At 62.1% G+C, this 20,750-nt stretch carries 14 protein-coding genes; 7 read left to right on the top strand and 7 right to left on the bottom strand.

The window, feature by feature from the left end:
- The first annotated feature begins 98 nt into the window (after positions 1–98).
- On the top strand, positions 99–641 hold the full coding sequence (locus BSU04_RS17430; RefSeq protein ID WP_089161780.1) for a GNAT family N-acetyltransferase: 543 nt from the start codon (positions 99–101) through the stop codon (positions 639–641).
- Here the strand turns inward: BSU04_RS17430 and BSU04_RS17425 are convergent.
- Both BSU04_RS17425 and BSU04_RS17420 read right to left on the bottom strand, forming a co-directional pair.
- Positions 638–1,570, bottom strand: coding sequence for a LysR family transcriptional regulator (locus tag BSU04_RS17425; RefSeq protein WP_089161779.1), 933 nt, complete (start codon positions 1,568–1,570; stop codon positions 638–640). The two genes, BSU04_RS17430 and BSU04_RS17425, sit on opposite strands and share 4 nt — an antisense overlap.
- Positions 1,567–3,123, bottom strand: a complete 1,557-nt coding sequence (locus BSU04_RS17420; protein WP_089161778.1) for a methyl-accepting chemotaxis protein — start codon at positions 3,121–3,123, stop codon at positions 1,567–1,569. Before BSU04_RS17420 ends, BSU04_RS17425 begins: the two co-directional genes overlap by 4 nt.
- Before the next feature lie 402 nt (positions 3,124–3,525).
- Here BSU04_RS17420 and BSU04_RS17415 point away from each other — a divergent pair, with 402 nt between their 5' ends.
- The 3 genes from BSU04_RS17415 to BSU04_RS17405 are packed head-to-tail and all read left to right on the top strand — an operon-like array spanning position 3,526 to position 9,299.
- A complete protein-coding gene (locus BSU04_RS17415; protein ID WP_089161777.1) occupies positions 3,526–4,296 on the top strand; it encodes a putative hydro-lyase in 771 nt (256 codons plus the stop codon).
- A 29-nt stretch (positions 4,297–4,325) separates the two neighbouring features.
- The gene (locus BSU04_RS17410) at positions 4,326–5,630 is read left to right on the top strand and encodes an MFS transporter (protein ID WP_089161776.1); all 1,305 of its coding nucleotides are present in this window, start codon (positions 4,326–4,328) and stop codon (positions 5,628–5,630) included.
- A 27-nt stretch (positions 5,631–5,657) separates the two neighbouring features.
- On the top strand, positions 5,658–9,299 hold the full coding sequence (locus BSU04_RS17405) for a hydantoinase B/oxoprolinase family protein (protein ID WP_089161775.1): 3,642 nt from the start codon (positions 5,658–5,660) through the stop codon (positions 9,297–9,299).
- A gap of 59 nt (positions 9,300–9,358) precedes the next feature.
- Here the strand turns inward: BSU04_RS17405 and BSU04_RS17400 are convergent, their stop codons facing one another.
- Both BSU04_RS17400 and BSU04_RS49160 read right to left on the bottom strand, forming a co-directional pair.
- Entirely contained in the window at positions 9,359–11,290 is a 1,932-nt protein-coding gene (locus BSU04_RS17400) for a potassium transporter Kup (protein WP_089161774.1), read from the bottom strand.
- A 431-nt stretch (positions 11,291–11,721) separates the two neighbouring features.
- The gene (locus BSU04_RS49160) at positions 11,722–12,072 is read right to left on the bottom strand and encodes a hypothetical protein (protein WP_089161773.1); all 351 of its coding nucleotides are present in this window, start codon (positions 12,070–12,072) and stop codon (positions 11,722–11,724) included.
- 31 nt (positions 12,073–12,103) lie between these two features.
- Between BSU04_RS49160 and BSU04_RS17390 the strand changes: the two genes are divergently transcribed.
- The 3 genes from BSU04_RS17390 (at position 12,104) to BSU04_RS17380 (ending at position 16,831) form a co-directional block, all read left to right on the top strand.
- Positions 12,104–13,483, top strand: coding sequence for a S10 family peptidase (locus BSU04_RS17390; RefSeq protein WP_089161772.1), 1,380 nt, complete (start codon positions 12,104–12,106; stop codon positions 13,481–13,483).
- 227 nt (positions 13,484–13,710) lie between these two features.
- Positions 13,711–14,871: a DUF1521 domain-containing protein gene (locus BSU04_RS17385; protein ID WP_089161771.1), complete on the top strand. Its 1,161-nt coding sequence runs from the start codon at positions 13,711–13,713 to the stop codon at positions 14,869–14,871.
- A gap of 472 nt (positions 14,872–15,343) precedes the next feature.
- A complete protein-coding gene (locus BSU04_RS17380) occupies positions 15,344–16,831 on the top strand; it encodes a hypothetical protein (RefSeq protein WP_144021262.1) in 1,488 nt (495 codons plus the stop codon).
- A gap of 75 nt (positions 16,832–16,906) precedes the next feature.
- Here BSU04_RS17380 and BSU04_RS17375 read toward each other — a convergent pair whose 3' ends face one another.
- Genes BSU04_RS17375 through BSU04_RS17365 form a run of 3 tightly spaced genes read right to left on the bottom strand, consistent with a single transcriptional unit; the run spans position 16,907 to position 20,750 of the window.
- Positions 16,907–17,359 (bottom strand): hypothetical protein, encoded by a 453-nt coding sequence (locus BSU04_RS17375; protein ID WP_256982919.1) that lies wholly within the window; start codon positions 17,357–17,359, stop codon positions 16,907–16,909.
- A complete protein-coding gene (locus BSU04_RS17370) occupies positions 17,335–18,675 on the bottom strand; it encodes a FliI/YscN family ATPase (protein WP_089161768.1) in 1,341 nt (446 codons plus the stop codon). The genes BSU04_RS17375 and BSU04_RS17370 overlap by 25 nt, the downstream gene beginning before the upstream one ends.
- The gene (locus BSU04_RS17365; protein ID WP_089161767.1) at positions 18,672–20,750 is read right to left on the bottom strand and encodes a flagellar biosynthesis protein FlhA; all 2,079 of its coding nucleotides are present in this window, start codon (positions 20,748–20,750) and stop codon (positions 18,672–18,674) included. The genes BSU04_RS17370 and BSU04_RS17365 overlap by 4 nt, the downstream gene beginning before the upstream one ends.

Below are 20,750 nucleotides of genomic sequence, written 5' to 3'. Positions count from 1 at the left end.
ACTTTCCGGTCCCGACCCGAGCGGTTATATTCCTTGTTCCCTGCGGCCTGCGCCCCTAACGGCGCGTCCTGCCCCATCTACGCTCACATGCTTCGACCATGCCCCACTCCCCTTCCGTCCTGGAAACCGATCGCCTCGTCCTGCGTGCGCCGCAACGCCCCGATTTCGACGTTATCTACGCCATGTGGTCGGACCTCGCGGTCGTGCGCCACGTCACCGGCACCGCCTTCACGAAGGAAGAAGCGTGGGCGCGCCTGCTTCGAAGCGCTGGGCATTGGGCATTGATGGGATTCGGCTACTGGGTGGTCAGCGAGAAGCACAGCGGCAAGTTCGTCGGCGAGGTCGGCTTCGGGCAATACAAGCGCGGTATCGATCCGGCATTCGATGAAGCGCCGGAGATTGGATGGATGTTGACGTCAGAGTCGCAAGGACAGGGTTACGCGACTGAAGCCGTACGTGCCGCATTGCAGTGGGCGGATACACGCTGGCCCGAAGCGGAGATTGTCTGCATCATCTCGCCGGAGAACGCGGCCTCGCTTGCACTCGCCAGGAAATTTTCATTCGCAGAAAGTCGTACAACAACGTACAAGGGCAAGCCAACCATCGTATTCCAGCGCGAGGCGCCGCCGCGCGAAAGTTAAAGCCCCTCCAGGAAGTCTTTCTTGATCGATTTGGAGTAGGCGGAACACGCAACGTGCGCGGCGTTGGCCGCTGCATTGACCATCACGCTCGCATCGACGGGCTTGCACAACGACACAATGATCGGCGGCGGAACCGGCTTCAGCGGCAGCTCGACGAACTCGCCGCTTTGCAATTCCTTGGCGACAAAGAGACTGGGAATACCGGCGACGCCATATCCGTCGCGCACCAGTTGAACGATCGCGGCCACCGAGGGCGAGCAGGTAATACGCGTTTGTTCGGGCCGCATGTTTTCTTGCCGGGCAAGCGTGTGCACGATGCTTTCCAGCGCGACTTGCGGTGCCGTACCACGGCCGAACGTGACTATGGGCCGTTGCAAGACACGTAGAGCAAGCCCTGTCGCGCGCCGCGACAACAGCCCGCGTCTTGCGATCCAGCGCACCGGGTAACTCGCAATCGCACTCGATGCAATCTTGGTGCTGTCGATCCCTTCCACGCGAATGACGAGATCAAGCTCGCCGCTGAGCAAGCGGCGCTGCAACACCGAACTCGAGTCGACGGTGAGATCGACATCGAGCTTTGGATAGTTCGCATTGAGATACGTGATGTAGTGCGACAGCCAGCTATGCACCACCGTTTCGATGACCCCCAACCTCAGCTTGCCGCCGACCACCACCTCCTGACCCGCTGCCTCGCGCAATGCACGTGCGGCATCGACCACATTCCTCGCCAGCCCGAGAAGGCTCTGCCCCGCAGTCGTCAAGCGGAACGCCGTTGAGGTACGGTCGACCAGATCGGTCTTCAACTCGTCCTCGAGCGACTTGATGCGTAGCGAAATGGTCGCGGGCGTGGCGTGCAGCGCACGCGCCGTCGCCCGAAAGCTTTCCAGTTCAGCCAGCGTCACGAAGGTTTCGAGGAAACGTGTATTCATGCAGGCGTCAGCCGGAACGACTGCATGGCGTCACCCAGGCGCAGCGCCTGGTCGTTCATTGAGCTCGCTGCGGCAGCGGCCTGCTCCACCAGCGCCGCGTTCTGTTGCGTGGTGCCGTCCATCTGCGCAATCGCCCGGTTGACCTCTTCAATCCCTACGCTCTGCTGGCTCGACGCAGTAGCAATGTCTTCGACAATTGTTGTCACGCGTTTGACCGCCGTGACGATATCGGCCATTGCCCTACCCGCGTTTTCGGCGAGTCCCGCACCGCTTTCGATCTGCGTCAGCGAGGTGTCCACCAGCACGCGGATCTCTTTTGCCGCCGCCGCGCTGCGTTGCGCGAGGCTGCGCACTTCGCCCGCCACCACGGCAAAACCACGACCGTTTTCACCGGCGCGCGCCGCTTCAACCGCCGCGTTCAGCGCAAGAATATTCGTCTGGAACGCAATGCCGTCGATCACCGCCGTGATCTCGGCGACCTGCTTCGAACTGGTTGCAATCGCGCGCACGTTCTCGACCACATCATTTACCACGCTGCCGCCCCGCAGCGCCTGCGCCGACGCGCTTGCCGCCACCTGGCTCGCTTGCGACGCGTTCTCGGCATTCGCCCTGACCGTGGACGTGATCTCGTCCATGGCCGCGGCAGTCTCCTGCAGCGACGCCGCCTGTTGCTCGGTGCGGCTCGACAGGTCCGCATTGCCGCTGGCAATTTCAGCCGCAGCAAGCTTGATGGCGTCGGCGGCGTCCTTCACGCGCGATACCGTGCCCGCCAGGCTGTCGCGGGTATGGGCAATCGCTGAAATAACACTCTGCGTATCGCCGGCCGCCACGTCGATACGCCCCGTCAGGTCGCCCGATGCAATCTGCCGCGCGAGTTGCGCAGCGGCGGCGGGTTCACCGCCAAGCGAACGTCGCACGCTCTTGATTGCCAGCGACGCAAACAGCGAAATGGCCGCGCCGAGTGCGAACAGCATGAGGAACGAATGCAGGAGCGTTCGATAGAACGCGGCCTGGATATCGTCCTGATACGTGCCGGCAATCATGTCCCAGTCCCACGGCTTATAACGCTTCGTATAACCCAGCTTCGAGCTCGGTTCGGTCTCGCCTGGCTTCGGCCACCAATATTCGAGGAACCCCGCGCCCTCCGCAGAGCTGCCGGCCGCGGCAATGGCCTTGTAGAGCGGATTGCCCTTTGCGTCCTTCCAGTCAGACATGTCCTTGCCGTCCAGCTTCGGGCTGATGGGATGCATGATCATGACCGAATTCGCGCCGACAATAGTCACGTAACCGCCGCCGTCATACCGCAGGTCGCCGATCCGCGCGATGGCCTCCTGCTTCGCTGCGTCGACGGACATCTTGCCGCTCTGCGCCAGCTTGTCGAGGCCGGCGGCAATTGAATAAGACATCGCGACAATATCGCCCAGATCGCGATGACGCTCCGACAACTGCAGGTCACGCGTCTGGTAAGCGTGCCAGACAGTCAGCGTCAGAAGGCCGAACCACGAAAGAATCAGCGGCATCCATAACTTCTGGCGCAAGGACAGACGGTTCATTTTTGTTTTCCAGTTGAAAGGAACTGCGGTCAGGAGAGGCGCGGGAGAACGAGCCCGCTGGTTCGCTTAACGGCAGCCCGGAGGAATTATTAACTCCGCCAAAAAAATGCGCCGGCGCAATCGATCTTTTTTGCAGGGTGTTTCTGAGCAGACGATACGCTTTAGCGTGTTGGAGCCTGCGCGCTGAAACACTGCGCACACAGGCATGCAGCCTCACTCAGCGCCTATTCGCCCGGCACTCTGCGCCAAGCTCGCTACGTGAAAACCCGCACGAAACTGTTAAGAAAACCTTAACGCATGCGAGTGGAATAACTCGCTGGCGCCGCTTTTTTTTCGCCCCTAACCTGCATCTCATCGCTTGCTTCATCGCCATTTCATTGCATTCGTGAGGGACCTGAAACCATGCCGCATCTATTCCGCCAGCAAGTCCGCAGCAAGCGCTTTACCGGTCCTACCGCCGGTCACTGCGGCGAGTTCGCGCAGGCCAACCTCGCCATCATCCCAAGCGCCTATGCAGAGGATTTCCTGCGTTTTTGCGTGCGTAACCCCAAGGCGTGCCCGCTGCTCGGTATAGGTGAACCGGGCCAGTGGAACGTCCCGGCACTCGCCCGCGATCTCGATATCCGCACCGACGTTCCCGGCTACAACGTGTATCGCGACGGCGTGCTGTGCGAGCAGCCCGGCGATATCGTCGAACTCTGGCGCGACGATCTGGTGGTGTTCGCCATCGGTTGCTCGTTTTCATTCGAGCAGATGCTGGCGCACGAACGCATCCCGTTGCGACACGTTGACGAGGGTGTCAACGTGCCCATGTACCGGACAAATATTTCGAACCAGGCAGCCGGGCCTTTCGGCGGCAAGCTGGTCGTCTCCATGCGTCCCATGAGCGGTGCGCATGCGGTGCGGGCCATCCAGATCACGAGCCGGTTCCCTTCGGTGCATGGTGCGCCGGTTCATCTGGGCAGCCCGGCAGTACTGGGTATTGAAGACCTGATGCAGCCCGACTACGGTCAATCCGTCTCAATCCATGAGCACGAAATCCCTGTGTTCTGGGCGTGCGGTGTGACGCCGCAAAGCGCTATTGAAAGCGCGCGCCTGCCGTTCGCCATTGCACATCGGCCGGGTCACATGCTCATGACCGATATCCCTAACTCATCGCTCGCTGTGCTCTGAGCGCACGCTCACGAACCCCGGAGAAAACCATGAATACCGAAGCACGCTATGCGAGCGCGCAAGTTGAAGCGCTACCCGACGAACCCGTCAGCAGCGGCATGTTCGGCTGGTACAAACACACGACCCCAAGCGAGAAGCGCGCTTTCTGGAGCTGCAAGATAGGCTATGGACTCGACGCCATGGACACGCAGTTCCTGAGCTTTGTGATCCCCACGCTGATCGCAACCTGGGGGTTGAGCAAAGGCGAAGCCGGGTTGATCGGCACAGTGACGCTGCTGACTTCGGCACTCGGCGGGTGGGTCGCTGGCATTTTGTCGGATCGCATCGGCCGCGTGAAGACGCTGCAGATCACCATTCTCTGGTTTGCGTTCTTCACGCTTGTCTGCGCATTTGCGCAGAACTACACGCAGTTGCTCGTCGCACGTGGCTTGATGGGCTTCGGCTTCGGTGGCGAGTGGACGGCAGGCGCGGTGTTGATCGGCGAAGTCATCCGGCCACGCGACCGCGGCAAGGCGGTGGGCATGGTGCAGGCGGGCTGGGCAGTTGGCTGGGCCGTCGCCGCCGGTCTCTACACGCTGGTGTTTTCGTTCCTTCCCGGTGATATCGCATGGCGTGCGTTGTTCGCGCTCGGGATCTTACCCGCGCCGTTCGTGATCATGATCCGCCGCCTTGTTGACGAACCCGAGGTGCACAAGCAACAGAAGCAACGTGAACTGGACGCCAACGACCGCAGTTCGTTCCTTGAGATCTTCGGGCCTGGTATCTGGCTGACCACGCTGCGCACAGCCATTCTCGCGACCGGCACGCAAGGCGGGTATTACGCCATCACCACGTGGCTGCCGACTTACCTGAAGACCGAGCAGCACCTGAGCGTAGTAGGGACGGGGGGTTATCTCGCCGTGGTGATTGCCGGATCCTATGCGGGGTACCTGTGCGGTGCATTTCTCAGCGACCGCTTTGGCAGACGACTCAACTTCATCGTGTTCGCGCTGGCCTCCATGGGCATTGCGCTGGTCTACACCCGCGTGCCGATGAGCAACACCTTGCTCCTGATCCTCGGCTTTCCGCTCGGCTTTTTCGCATCCGGGATCTTCGCCGGCATGGGCGCGTTCATGACCGAGCTGTTTCCCACTCGGATACGTGGTTCAGGTCAGGGCTTTTGTTACAACTTCGGCCGTGCTGTCGGCGCGACGTTTCCTTTCCTGATCGGCTTTGTTGCGCAAAAAATGTCCTTGGGCATCGCGATTGGAACCTTCGCGGCGGCGGCGTATGGCGTAGTCATCCTGGCGGCGTTGACGTTGCCGGAGACGCGCGGCGCCAAGCTTACCTCCTAAGTTATCCTTTGTAATCGGACCACTCTAATGACGCAAGCTGTTTCCACCCCCGTCCCGCACGACCGCCGCTGGCAATTCTGGATCGACCGCGGAGGCACGTTCACCGACATCGTCGCGCGCCGCCCCGACGGTCGCATCGTCACGCATAAGGTGTTGTCGGAGAACCCCGAACGATATCGCGATTCCGCCGTGCACGGCATCCGCGAATTGCTGGGCATCGCAAGCCACGAAGCCGTGCCGGCCGAGCTGATCGATAGCGTGCGAATGGGCACGACCGTCGCGACCAACGCGCTGCTCGAACGCAAGGGCGCGCCAACCGTGCTCGCGATCACGAGAGGTTTCGCCGATGCACTGCGCATTGCGTATCAAAGCCGGCCGAAGCTATTTGTGCGGCAAATCGAATTGCCAACACTGCTGTACGAGCAAGTTGTCGAGATCGATGAACGGATCGGTGCGCGTGGTGAAGTCGTGCGGGAACTCGACGTCGAACAGGCCCGCCAGGCGTTGCGAAACGCCTTCGATAATGGCATCCGTTCCTGCGCAATCGTGCTGATGCATGGCTACCGCTACACCGCGCACGAACAAAAGCTAAAAGAGCTGGCGGAGCAAATTGGTTTTACGCAGATCTCCGTCAGTCACGAAGTCAGCCCGCTGATGAAGCTGGTATCGCGCGGCGACACCACCGTAGTCGACGCATACCTCTCGCCCATCCTTCGCCGCTATGTCAGGCAAGTTGAAGCTGATCTCGGCACGGTACCGCTGCAGTTCATGCAGAGCAATGGCGGCCTCACCGACGCTCACCGCTTCCAGGGCAAGGACGCGATCCTGTCGGGACCGGCGGGTGGCATCGTAGGGGCGGCACAAGTGTCGAAGCTCGCGGGCTTCGACAAGATCATCGGCTTCGACATGGGCGGCACGTCGACAGACGTCACGCACTACGCCGGTGAGTACGAACGCGAGTTCGCCACCGAAGTGGCGGGCGTTCGCATCCGTGCGCCGATGATGAAGATCCACACCGTCGCAGCGGGCGGCGGCTCGATCTGCAGTTTCGACGGCGCGCGTTTTCGCGTCGGGCCGCAAAGCGCGGGCGCGAATCCCGGACCGGCGTCGTACCGGCGCGGTGGACCGCTGACGGTAACCGACTGCAACGTGATGACCGGCAAGATCAGCGCGCGCTGGTTTCCGCACGTATTCGGGCCGGACGGCGACCTGCCGCTCGACGCCGATGTGGTGCAACGCAAGTTTGCCGAGGTGGCAGCAGCGGTAGAGGACGCAACCGGCGTCGCGCGCACGCCCGAAGAGATTGCGCAAGGGTTCCTGAAGATCGCGGTGGAAAACATGGCCAACGCAATCAAGCAGATCTCCGTGCAGCGCGGTTACGACGTGACGCACTATACGCTCGCGTGTTTTGGCGGCGCGGGCGGTCAGCATGCCTGCCTGGTCGCCGATGCGCTCGGCATGACACGCGTGTTCATCCATCCGCTGGCGGGCGTGCTGTCGGCCTACGGCATGGGTCTCGCCGACGTCCGCGCGCTACGTCAGCAAGCGCTTGAAACGCCACTCGACCGGGAAGCGCTCGCCGCCTGCGATCACACGTTCGAACCGTTGGAAACGGCAGCGCGAAACGAAGTCGCCGAGCAACGCATTCCAGTCGATAACATCTCGATGCGGCGCACGCTGCATATCAAATACGACGGCACCGACACCGCGCTGGAAATCGACTTCTCGACGGAACCCGCCAAAATCGTAGACACGTTCGAGCGTTTGTATCGTGCGCGTTATGGGTTCCTCATGCCGAACAAGACGCTGATCATCGAAGCCGTCGCGGTTGAAGCCATCGGCCGCACGCAGGAAGCCGAAGACGAGCAATGGCCGCTTGCCGAGCAGGCATCGGTGAATCCGGAAGCGCTCGCGACCACGCGTATTTTCTCGGGGGGCGAATGGCGCGACACGCCGGTTTTCGATCGCGATTCGCTGGCGCCCGGCGCGCGTATCGACGGCCCGGCGATCGTGAACGAGCGCACCGGAACGACGGTGATCGAACCCGGCTGGCAAGTCGTGGTGAGCAAGCACAATCATCTCGTCGTCGAACGCACGACCGCGCTCGTCAATCGTCATGCGGCCGGTACGCAAGCGGACCCCGTGCTGCTTGAAGTGTTCAACAACCTGTTCATGTCGATTGCCGAACAGATGGGCGTGACGCTCGCGAACACATCGTATTCAGTGAATATCAAGGAACGTCTCGACTTTTCGTGCGCACTCTTTGACACGGGCGGCAACCTGATCGCCAACGCGCCGCACATGCCAGTGCATCTTGGTTCGATGGGCGAAAGCGTGCAGACGATCATCGACCGGCGCGCAGGCACCATGCAAGCCGGCGATGTCTACGTCCTCAACGCACCGTACGCAGGTGGCACGCATTTGCCCGACGTGACCGTCATCATGCCGGTGTTCGTCGATGCCAGTCCCACGCCGACCTTCTATGTCGCGGCACGCGGACATCATGCGGATATCGGCGGCATCACGCCCGGCTCCATGCCGCCGGATTCCACGCACGTCGACCAGGAAGGCGTGTTGCTCGACAACATCCAACTCGTGGCGCAAGGGCGTTTTCTCGAACGTGAAATACGCGACCTGCTGAGCTCCGGCGCGTATCCGGTACGCAACGTCGAGCAGAACCTGGCCGATCTTCGCGCGCAAGTTGCGGCTTGCACGAAGGGCGCGCAGGAGCTTGAACGCATGTGCGGGCAGTTCGGCCTGGATGTCGTGCGTGCCTATATGCAGCACGTGCAGGACAACGCGGAAGAAGTCGTGCGCCGCACGCTTTCCGTGCTGAAGGACGGACGCTTCGAATACGCGCTCGACGACGGCGCGAAGATCATGGTGGCGGTATCGATCAATCGCGAAACGCGGTCGGCCGTGATCGACTTCGAGGGCACGAGCGCGCAGCAACCGAACAACTACAACGCGCCATCGGCGATCTGCAAGGCAGCGGTGCTGTATGTGTTCCGCACGCTGGTCGACGACGACATCCCGCTTAACGCCGGTTGCCTGAAGCCGCTCGAGATCCGCATTCCGGCGGGATCGATGCTCAATCCGCACTATCCCGCAGCGGTGGTAGCGGGCAATGTCGAGACCTCGCAAGTCGTCACCGACGCCCTCTACGGCGCGCTCGGCGTGATGGCCGGGGCACAAGGCACGATGAACAACTTCACCTTCGGCAACGAGCAGTTCCAGTACTACGAGACCATCTGCGGCGGCGCGGGGGCCGGTTCCGCCTTTGCCGGTTGCAGCGCGGTCCAGACGCACATGACGAACTCGCGCCTGACCGATCCGGAAGTGCTCGAGTGGCGCTTTCCGGTACGCCTCGACGACTTCCGCATCCGCCGCGGCAGCGGCGGTGCGGGACTGCATGCAGGTGGCGACGGCACTGAGCGGCGCGTACGTTTCCTCGCGCCGATGACCGCGGTGATCTTGTCCAACCGGCGTCGTGTCGCGCCGTTCGGGCTCGCCGGCGGCAAGCCGGGAGCTGTCGGTGTGAACTGGGTCGAACGAGCAGGCGGAAAGGAACGCGAAACCTTCGGCGCGCGGCATCAGGCGCAGATGAATCCCCACGATGTCTTTGTCATCCAGACGCCCGGCGGTGGCGGCTACGGCGAAGAGCGGTGAAGTCGGCTGGCCGCCTCACATATAGCGAGGCGGCCAGCAAACACCTGCACGTCCAGACCTTAAATTTCCACTTTCGATCCGAATTCGACTACGCGGTTAGTCGGCAACTTGAGATACGCCGACACATTGCCGACGTTGTGCAGCATGACGCCGAACAATCGCTCGCGCCACAGCGCCATGCACCTGTCGCGGTCGCGCTTGGGTATCACGGTCGCGCGGCTCAGGAAGTAGGAGGTCTCCGACTGCTCGAACACAAGGCCGTATGCCTTGCACGCTTCAAGGGCGCGCGGCAAGTTGACCTCGTCCTTGAAGCCGTAAGAGATGGTAACGTGATAGCAGTCGAGGCACAGTGTTTGCACCGCCACACGCTCGCGCTCCTCGACCCACGGAACCTCCTTGTTCGCCACCGTCAGGAACACCACTCGCCGGTGCAGCACCTGGTTATGCATGAGATTGTTCAGCAGTGCGTGCGGCACGCCATTAGCATCGGGGGACAAGAAAATCGCCGTCCCATTCACACGAACCGGCGAACGAGCCAGCAACGATTCCAGGAACGGTTTCAGCGGCGTGGTCCCGGCCCGTACCTTGGCTTCCCCCAGCATGATTTCCCATCCACGTCCCCACGTCGTCATGACGGCGAACATGAGCAGCCCGATAACGAGCGGGAACCAGCCGCCCTGCGTGATCTTGAGCAGATTGGCCGAGAAGAAGGTCGCGTCGATCACAAAGAAAAACGCCGTGGCGCCCACGCACAGCAGCCAGTTGTAATGCCATGCATAACGCACCACGAAGAACGTGAGCACGGTCGTGATGAGCATGGTGCCGGTAACGGCAATGCCGTAGGCCGACCCCAGCGCAGTCGATGAACCGAACCCGATCACTGCCGCCACCACCGCGACCAGCAAGGTCCAGTTGATGCCCGGAACGTAGATCTGTCCTATCTCCTTCGCAGATGTATACACCACGTTCATACGCGGCAGGAAGCCAAGTTGCATCGCCTGCTTGGTCATCGAATAGGTGCCTGAAATCACGGCTTGCGAGGCAATCACCGTGGCGATCGTCGACAGCACGACCATCGGATAAAGCGACCATAACGGGAACAATCGATAGAACGGATTTTGCACAGCAGATGGATCGGCCAGCAATAACGCGCCCTGCCCCAGGTAATTCAATGCGAGTGCGGGGAATACCAGACCGAACCAGGTGAGCCGGATAGGATGCGCACCGAAATGCCCCATGTCAGCATATAACGCCTCCGCGCCCGTCAGGGAGAGCACGACGGCGCCCAGTGCGACAAACGCCAACCACCGGTGATGCAGGCAAAATGCCAGGCCCGCGAGCGGATTGAGCGCGACCAGGATATGCGGCGCGTTCATGATCTTGATGAGCCCCGCCCCAGCCAGCACGATGAACCACACCACCATGATCGGCCCGAACACCGCACCAATCCCGGCCGTCCCGTGCTTTTGCATCATGAACAAAGCGATCAGCGCGGCCAGCGTAATGGGGATGACATAGGGTTTGAGCAGCGGCGTCGCGACCTGCAGCCCTTCAACCGCACTCAGCACCGATATGGCGGGCGTAATCACACCATCGCCGTAGAACAGCGCCGCGCCCATCACACCGACGCCCAGCAGCACGTGGCGTAGCCGCGGCCGACTTGCCACCGACGACGCGGCAAGCGCCAGCAGCGCCATGATTCCGCCCTCGCCGTGATTGTTTGCACGCAGGATGAGCGTCACGTATTTGAGCGAGACGACCACTGTCAGCGACCAGAAGATCAGCGAGACAATGCCGATCACATTGCCGGGATCCAGCTTCAACCCGTTGGCGGGATCGAAGACCGTTTGCAGGGTGTACAACGGACTGGTGCCGATGTCGCCATAAACCACGCCAAGGGCAGCCAGCGCGAGGCCATATAAGGCCGGCCGGTGCGGCTGGGGCTCGCCGGCGTTCTCAGCGCCGGTTGCAGCGGGTGCATCTATTCCCATGTCTCCTCCAGATGGCCGCCGCCGGGAGCCTTTGGCCCCGGGGTACGGATCGCCCTTCTGCTTGTTCTGGTGCGATCCAAAGCCGGCTTAATTGTCAGGTAAAAAACGGTTTGTTATCTCTGGTTGATCCAAGTATAGGAAAGCGTAAGCAGATCGGCGAATCGATCTCGTGTCCGGCGGCATCGAATGAGCGAATGGAGCAGCGTACTTAGGGTTAACTCAAACGTCACTGGCTTCGTGTCGTACTTGTGACCGGCAAGCACCTTGGCTAACACTATGACTTCGAAATACTTACATGCGCGCTTACGGACCTTGCTCAGTCACTCCGATGACAACAACGCTATTGACGCGGCGGGTTGGCTTATCGAGAATCCAGGCAGCACCTAGAGAAAACAAAAATAGCCAGGACTAAGATGCGCGCTCGTTTCTACTCAGCGGTAAGCAGTCTGATGAGCGGTCTGATCGTGCTTGGCCTCGCCGGCAATCCGTCCGTCGTCTTGTCCCAGGAAAGCGGCGCGGCACCGGCGGACACGTCGGGCGCGCCCCCCGGCACGCAGGCCCCCCCCCGACGCGTCCGCTTCAGCGCCTGCTGGAACACTTGTACGCCCGGACGCGGCGAAACCCTCCGACCAGTCCGACGCTCGCGCCGCATCGAAAGCAAACGTCAATCCCGCTCGCCGCAGCCGCGCAAGCGCTGCGCCCACGGCGGCAGCCAGCGACGCCGCCAGCGAAACGAAAGCCGACACCCTGATACCGGTCCCGCCGGAAACCACCTCGGTCACGCAACATTCAATCAGGCTCGACGGCCGGAAGATGGATTACACGGCAACGGCCGGCAATCTGCTTCTGCGCAACAACGCGGGACAAGCCGAGGCCAGCGTCTTTTATGTTGCCTACACCGCGAATACGAAAAGCACCGCCACGCGTCCGATCACGTTTCTTTTTAACGGCGGCCCGGGCGCGGGCAGCGTCTTTCTCCTGATGGGATCGTTCGGACCGAAGCGTGCACATACGTCGAGTCCGGCGATCACAGCACCGGCGCCCTATGTGCTCTCGGACAATCCCGACAGTCTTCTCGACACCACCGATCTGGTCTTCATCGATGCGCCCGGTGCGGGATTCTCAAGGATCGTCGGCCACGCAACCGGGAAACGCTTCTGGGGCGTCGATGAAGACCTGGATGCGTTCGAACACTTTATCGAGCGCTACCTGAGCGTCAACCAGCGCTGGAATTCACCGAAGTACCTGCTTGGCGAATCGTATGGAACGGCGCGTGCGGCCATGCTTGCGTACCGTTTGAGCCAAGGCAACATTGCGTTGAACGGGGTCGTGTTGATGTCTTCGGTCCTTAACTCGGGCGCGCATATGGCAGGAACGGATCTGGAGAGCGAAAGCTACTTGCCGACCTATGCGGCCATTGCCTGGTATCACGACAAGATCGTGCCCAAGCCGCCAAGCTTGCCCGCGTTCCTCGACGAGGTCCGTGCGTTCGCTTCCGGCCCCTACGCGCAAGCGTTAGCCGCGGGTGACTCGCTGCCCGATTCGGAACGCGACGCAATCGCCGCACGCGTCTCCCATTACACGGGAATCGATGTGAATTACGTCAAGCAGGCACGGCTGCAAATCTGGCCGTCGCGGTTCCGCAAGCAATTGCTGATACGCGAATCGCGCACAGTGGGGCGCTACGATGCGCGATTCGAAGGCATGGACTATGACGACGCGTCCGAGCATCCGGATTACGACCCGTCGGTGACCAGCGTGTCGAGCGCCTTCGACGCGGCGCTGCACGAGCATCTCGCACAAGACCTGCACTTCGAGGCGAAAGATGCGTATCGCGTATTCAACGACGCAGCGTTGACGCAATGGAACTGGAAACATCGCGCGTGGTGGGGGGAACAGCTTGCGCTGCCCTATGCGGCCGCCGACCTCGCTGAAGCGATGCGGCAAAATCCGCAGTTGCGCGTGCTGTCGCTCAATGGCTACTTCGATCTGGCAACGCCGTTCTTCCAGACCGAATACGATCTGGCGCATATGGGGCTGGACCCGACGCTACGATCGAATGTGCAGCGCACGTATTATCCGACGGGCCACATGATCTATCTCGACGACGCAGCCCTGCATTCGCTCAAGGGCGACCTCGTGCGTTTCTATAACGCCGGCGCGGGTGAAGTGTCAAAGGGTGGATCGCAGTGAACAAGGAGTAAGTCGCGTATCGCGACGGACGCCCCCGCGTGGGCGCCGCCCGTTCGCATGCAACCAACCAGTCAATCTGCCGGGCGGTGTGCAGCTCTATACATAAGTATGGCCCGTCCCTGCCGCTGCACCCCTACCATTCATACGCGGGACCCATCTCATACCGTCGGCAACGCGGTTCCGGCTGTACAGCGTAGGCCGGCCTTTTTTACTTCAGGAATATCGACATGCAAGCAGCGACGCAAAGCAATTATTCACAAATCAGCAATCCTTATCTCTCGCTTCAGGGCAACCTGAACACCGTGTTTGGCGGCGGCGCGCAGTCGCAGCTCGCGCAGGACGCAAGATCGTTGTCGAATATGCTGAGTGGCTTCTCGAAGACCTCGTTCTCCGTCTTCAGCCAAACTGCGGGGAATGGCCAAAGCAGCATATTCATCGCTCAGGGAAGCATCAGCAGTCGCGGTCAGCCCGCGACCCAGCAACCGCCAAGCGCGGGGCGCAATGACAATCTTGGCGGCCAAACCAATTCAACGGGTGGCAATCGCTGCAACGACAACTCGCGCGCCGACAACTGCACGCCGCCGCGCAACGACTGCGGTAGCAAAGACTCAGGCAAGAGCGCCCAGACGCCGCCGCGCAACGACTGCGGTAGCAAGGATTCAGGCAAGAGCGGCCAGACGCCGCCGCGCAACGACTGCGGTAGCAAGGACTCAGGCAAGAGCGGCCAGACGCCGCCGGGCAACGACTGCGGTAGCAAAGACTCAGGCAAGAGCGGCCAGACGCCGCCGCGCAACGACTGCGGCAGCAAAGACTCAGGCAAGAGCGGCCAGACGCCGCCGCGCAGCGACTGCGGCAGCAAAGACTCAGGCAAGAGCGGCCAGACTCAATGGAGCGACACCGCGGTTTGCAACAACAAGGCGAGTATCGACCTGGGCAACTACAAGCTTGACTTCAACAAGGCTGATTCGTCGATGGTCATGACCAATACGAAATCCGGCGATACAACAAAGATCTTTGGAGATCCGCATCTCACCCAACACGCCAACTCAGCCAACTCGTCGACGGCGATGTTCAACGGCCCGATGACGTTCGTGCTGCCTGACAAGACCAAGGTCACCATCGGCACCCAGACGGCTGCGAACAACAAGAATGTCTCGTTCGCGGATCAGGTGACGATCACCCACGGCAAGCAGGCCTATCAAGTCACGGGGCTGAGCGAGCAGAACCAGGCGGGCCTCAGCGTACAGAAGAGCAACAACGGCCGCGCGCTCGACGCCGCCGCGCCGGACGGCTACACCGTCACGGCCGCCCGCGGCGGCGCCGGCTGGATCGATCCGACCACTGGCAAAGAGCCGACGCCTGACAATATCAAGAAGGCCAACACGTAAGCGTACCGCGCGGTGAGGGGGCAACTGCGTCGGCCGTTGCCCCGCCGGATGCCGCACGCACGACCGCCGAATGAGTGCGGCATCCACCAGCTTCCCGTGAATTTCCCGCTCCCGTCCTCCATTCCCGCGAGACATCTGCTTGCACGCCCATGCAGCGGCATGGCTTGCCCGTCCGACCGTGATCGCTGAAAAAATAGTTAGGCAAGCTATTCAACTTCTTCGATCGACCCGACGCAGCGATCACTGCCGCCATGCACCGCGGACATCTCCCATTCATTTCCTATCCTTATTGATTACAGGATAGAAACGCTACGATACCGCCTGGCATTTCGGTTACATGCAGAGAAAAATAGGTAGCGGTAAATACGACCTTGAAAGGAAGCTTAGGCATTCAAATGGATCCGCACCTTTTCCATTGGAGATGTGTTCGGCAAAGCCGATTTCGATGTGCAACTTCAGCAAGGATCGCAAAATGCAAGTCGATTCATCCAATGGTCGACAGAACGTAGTCACTCCTGTCACAGCGGACCAAAACGTTGCTCAAATTACCCAGGGTGGCCAACCACAGGCACAGCCTGCGGTGTACGACACATCAGCTGCCGGCAACACGCAACAGACAGCCTCGGGTAGCGCAGGGTCCACCGAGGTTCAACAAGGGCCGCCCCCGGCCGGTCTCAATGTCAAAACCTACTTTCATCTGGGCCCTGACGGCGAACACGTGTATGACGGATACTCTCCGGCACCGAACCCTCACCCCGCAAATAAAGAGGCCGAGACGCCGTGGGATGTCTTTAAGCGCGGCGCCGAAGACGGCGCAACACATCCGGCAACAACTATAGGCAAGGTGGTGGATATAGCAAACGGCGACAAATCGAAGAGCGGCGAGAAAGCCGGCAAGAAGGTCGATGCTACGTTGGAACAGTTGCCCGTCGTCGGCGACGCAATGAGAGGGACTCAGGTTCTCGCAGGCCAGAAGAACCCGGACGGCAGCCCGAAAGAGCCGCCAGCTCCGAACGTTCAGCCAGACGCGGGCGAACACATATCGCCTGGATCGAACGGCAAGGCTCCGGCACCCGCATCCGAAAAGGCTATTGCGACTCCCACGCCCGAAAAGGCTTCGACGCCAAAGACAGGCGAGCAGCCCGCGGGTTCGCTGACTTCCACGCCTTCACCAACGACAGATGAAACGCAGGGCAATACGCCAAAAGAAGGTGAACCCCATGCGAGTACCTCGTCTGAGAGCAGCTCGAAGTTTGCCGCGCCAGAGCAATACTCTTTCAAGCCGAAAGGCAACCTGGAAGCGGACCGGAGCAGTCCCGGCGTTTTCAAGAACGAGAAAGGCCAGTCCTACATCCAGGCAGATGGCAAGGACTGGCCAGTCAAGTACGACAAGGACAACGGCACATGGCGAGCCTACGATACCGCCGACACGTCGAAGCCTCAGTATCCTGTCCAACTCGACGACAAAGGCAACTGGCAAATCCACAACAATGTCGGCCTCAAAGGCGGCAACCCCGGCGATACTGCGGCCGGCGGCAGCAATGCAAGCAACCGGGACCGGCTCAACACGGAAATGCAGAAATCGCCAAACGGCAATGAGCCGGGCTCCTATCCCAGCTCCGTCAAAACGGTCAACAGTCTGCTGCAGCGACTCGGTATCAATCTTTCGGACCAGTCTGCGGAAACGATCATCAACAATGTGCACCGGGTGGATTCCGGGGAACTGGCCCACGCGGCTGCGTCAGCACGCGAAGTCTGGACCTTCGCCCGCGATGTCGCGGACCCCAATCTATCGATGAGAGAGCGCTCGGCCGCAGCGCTCGGCATGGTCGTAAACGGCATTGTGGCGCCGGCTTACATGGCCCAGTTCGATCTGCAGAACTACCACTTCGGGCGCGATCAATCAGCCGACCTGCGCCGCGCGATGCAAATGTTCATTCAGAATGACCCTCACTCCTAACCGGTACTAAAGGTAAGGGCGGTGGAGGGGTGCCCCTCCACCGCCGCTCAGCGCACCTTGCTCCGCGCGGCGGTACTAGGCACGCTCGCGGCCATCACGCGCCGCGCGTGCGAGAGCCGCCCGCCAACGCTGCCTGGCGTCGTCATGCCGGATGCGCTCGACATTCCAGTCCCGCAACGCTTCTCCCGCTTCGTGGCGCGCCTGCGCGTGCGAATGCTGCGCGTCGCTCAGTTGCTGCTGCAGCACAGGCGTTTGTGCGTCATGCGCACGGCGCGTTGCGTGCCACTGCCCGCCGGCCCTCTGATCGCGTCGGCAGAACGCGAGCACGCGCTGCCGCTCGGCTGCGTGCCATTCCAGCGCCGCGGCCTGTTCAGCCACCGCAGCGGCTGCCCGCCGCTCTCGCCGGCGCGCGTCGGCCAGCGCGCGGAGCCTGCGGCGCACCCGCAAACCGCGCACCCTCGTGAGCAGCCGCCAAAGATCAGCCTCCTGCGCCGCGCTGCGCATCACACCGGGGGCACGCCAGTGCACAACCCGTGCAACAGCGCGCGCGTTTCGGCCCACGAACTGCAGCGGTCGTATGGCTGACACAGAAAGCGCTGGATGTCCGGGCGCAAGTCGATCGCCCGGTCCGTCTCGGCGTCGTTACCCCGGTCGTATTCGCCGATCTGCAGCAGCATCTCGACCTCCTCATAGCGCGCCAGCCAGTCACGCACGCGGTTGGCGTCGGCGCGCTGCGCGACATCCGCGACGCGATTCATCAAGCGGCTGCGGCTGCGCAGAATGTCGATCGCCGGATAATGCCCGGCCGCCCCAAGTTTCGACGACAGTTGAATGTGCCCGTCCAGCAGCGAGCGCGCCTCTTCCGCGACCGGATCGGACAGATCGGCCTCGTCGGCGAGCACGGTATAGAAAGCCGTGATGCTGCCCTGCGCCGTCACGCCGGCCGATTCGATCAGCCGCGGCAACTGCGCGAAGACGCTCGGCGGAAAACCGCCGCGCAACGGCGGCTCGCCGACCGCCAAGCCGAGCTCGCGCAACGCGCGCGCATAGCGCGTCAGCGAATCGAACAGCAAGAGCACATTGCGCCCGGTCGCGCGCAAGCCTACCGCGACGTTGGCCGCGAGTTCCGCCGCCTTGATCCGCTCCGCGGCGGGACGCTCGGACGTCGCGGCGATCACGATCGTCGAGGCACGCCGGTGCTCAAGATGGTCTTGAATGAATTCGGCCACCTCGCGGCCCCGCTCGCCAATCAGGGCCACCACGACCGCATCAGTCGATGCGCCGTTCGCGATCATGCCCATGATCGTGCTCTTGCCCCCGCCCGCCGGTGCGAAGATGCCCGTGCGCTGGCCAACGCCGCAGGTGAGCAGGCCGTCAATCGCGCGCACGCCGGTGGCAAACGGTGTGGCGATGACGGGTCGTTCGAGCGGATTCAGCGTCGCCCCGGCATTGACGTGCACCACCGCGCCAGTCGCGAGCGGCAGGGGCGCGGCCCCCCCGTCGAGCGGGTTGCCGAGACCGTCCACCACCCGTCCGAGCAACCCTGCGGCGTCGAACGTGCCCCATGTCGAGCCACAGCCTTGCACCTCGGTGATGTCTGAGAGGCCCGCCAAACCAGCGAGCGGCATGATGAGCGCGCCGTCGTGCGCAAAGCCGACCACTTCGCCGTATTGCGCCTCGAAGGTATCCGGGCGCACCAGCCGCACCTTCTCGCCGATGCGCAACGACACCCCCACCACCCGCGCAACCACGCCGCGCGCTTCGACCACCCGGCCGCGCAGCGCCGGCGCCGAGGTCAACACCGGCACGCTATTTCCGGACGATCGCGTGATGTTCCCGCTCATGCCGCACCCAGCGTCGCGACCGTCTGGATACGGTAGACGTCAAGTGGAATTTCTTCGATCGCCAGCACCTCGACGCGCCAGCCGAAGTCGCTCAACACCCGCGCAAGGTGCGGACGCAAGACAGCATTCGTGACGATCAGGCGGATCCCGGACAGGTCTGCGGCAAGAATCTGCTGCACGTGCGTCAGTTGCTCAGCGGACAGCACGCACTGCGGCTCGCCGTCGACACCGCTTCTGATCTGCGCTTCGAGACTGGCCTCCCATGCCGGGTCCAGCACGGCCGCCGCGATGGTCCATGTCTCCAGGTCGGCATAACCGCGTGTCAGTTGCCGGCCAAGCTGGATGCGTGCTTCCCGCACCATCCGGTCGATCGTGCGCTCCCCCGCCGGCACGCGCACGACCGCTTCGAGAATCGCACGCAGGTTGCGGATCGGCACACGCTGTTGCAGCAGTTGCCGCAGCACGCTGGCAAGTTGCACCGTGCTCGCGGCTTGCGCTGCCTGCGCGACCAGCTCGCGAAATTCGATCGCCAGTTGATCGAGCAGGAAGCGCGTTTCCTGCGTGCCGAGAAAATCGGGTGCCGACCGTTCGCAGACTTCGGCGAGGTGGTCGCTTAAGGCTTCGTCGACGCTCGACTTGTGAATCCCCGGATCGCTGATCGACGCCGCCTTCGCGGCCGGCACCCAGACCGATTTCGCCGCGCGCGGCCGGTAGCCCTCCACACCTTCGAACGCAATCAGGCTCTCAGTGCCGCTTACCAGGGTGTGGGCGGCAATCAGCGTGCCGCTCGCAAACGGTACGTCCTCGATATCGACGATGTAGCGATCCGGGTCGAGCCGTGCGTCGCGGAGCAACGCGAGGCCGGGAAACGGCACGCCCAGTTCAACCATCAGGTGGCGGCGCAACTCGCCGAGTTGCCGGTTCAGCGCCTCGGGCCGCAATGCATCGAAGGCCTTCAGGCCGAGCCGCAGCCGCAACGTCGCACTGGTGCCGAGTTCGACATCGTCAAGGATGCGCGGCACATAGTTGCCGCCGTCGCGTGTCATCTGAGGCATCAGCGCGCGCTGCGAGTTCGTCGCGAGCGCGGCGTTGCGCATCAGCGTAATCGCCAGCGCAAGCAGCAGTGCACCGGCAACCAGAAACTGAATGTGCGGAAAACCGGGAATCGCCCCCAATGAGAGACACGCAACACCGGCCATCCCGAGTGCTTTCGGATGCTGCGCCAGTTGCCGGTAAATGTCGGCGCCCAGATGCGAATCAGCGTTATCGGTCGAAGCGACGCGGGTCACGAGGATGCCCGCCGCCACCGACACGATCAGCGACGGAATCTGCGACACCAGACCGTCGCCGACCGTGAGAATCGTGTAGGCATGCAGAGCATCTCCAAACGACATGCCGCGCTGCGCGATACCGACCGCCAACCCACCCACGATATTCACCAGCGCGACGACGAGCCCCGCCACCGCGTCACCCTTGACGAATTTCATCGCGCCGTCGAGCGAGCCGTAGAAGTAAGTCTCACGTTCAAGCGCCCCGCGCATCCGGCTTGCCTGCGCGGCCGTGATCACCCCATTGCGCATGTCGGCGTCGATACTCATCTGGCGTCCCGGAATGCCATCCAGCGTGAAGCGCGCGGCCACTTCGGCCACCCGGTCAGCCCCCTTCGCGACCACGATGAACTGGATCGCCGCGAGCACAATGAACACCACCAGCCCGACCGCGACGTTGCCGCCCACCACCATTTCGCCGAATGCGCCAATGATCTGTCCGGCGTGCGCATGCAACAAGATCATCTTGGTCGACGCGATGGCCAACGCGAGGCGCAAAAGCGTGGTGAGCAATAGCAGCGACGGAAAACTGGCGAGATCCGCGGCCTTCGAGACATACAGGGTGGCGCTTAGCATCGTCAAGCTGGCAGCGAAGCTCAAACAGATGAACAGATCGAGCACGAACGGCGGCACGGGCACGATCAGCAGCGCGAGCACCGCCAGGATGCCAATGCCGACCGCGAGGTCGGCGTGACGCGCAAAGAGGGCTGAGAGATCGTAACGGCTGAGAATGGAACGATTCGACAT

Origin of the sequence: Caballeronia sordidicola, from assembly GCF_002220365.1 — a bacterium.
GTDB classification, from domain to species: domain Bacteria; phylum Pseudomonadota; class Gammaproteobacteria; order Burkholderiales; family Burkholderiaceae; genus Caballeronia; species Caballeronia sordidicola_C.
Note: the sequence above shows the minus strand (reverse complement) of the source record. Positions and strands in the feature narration are given on the sequence as shown.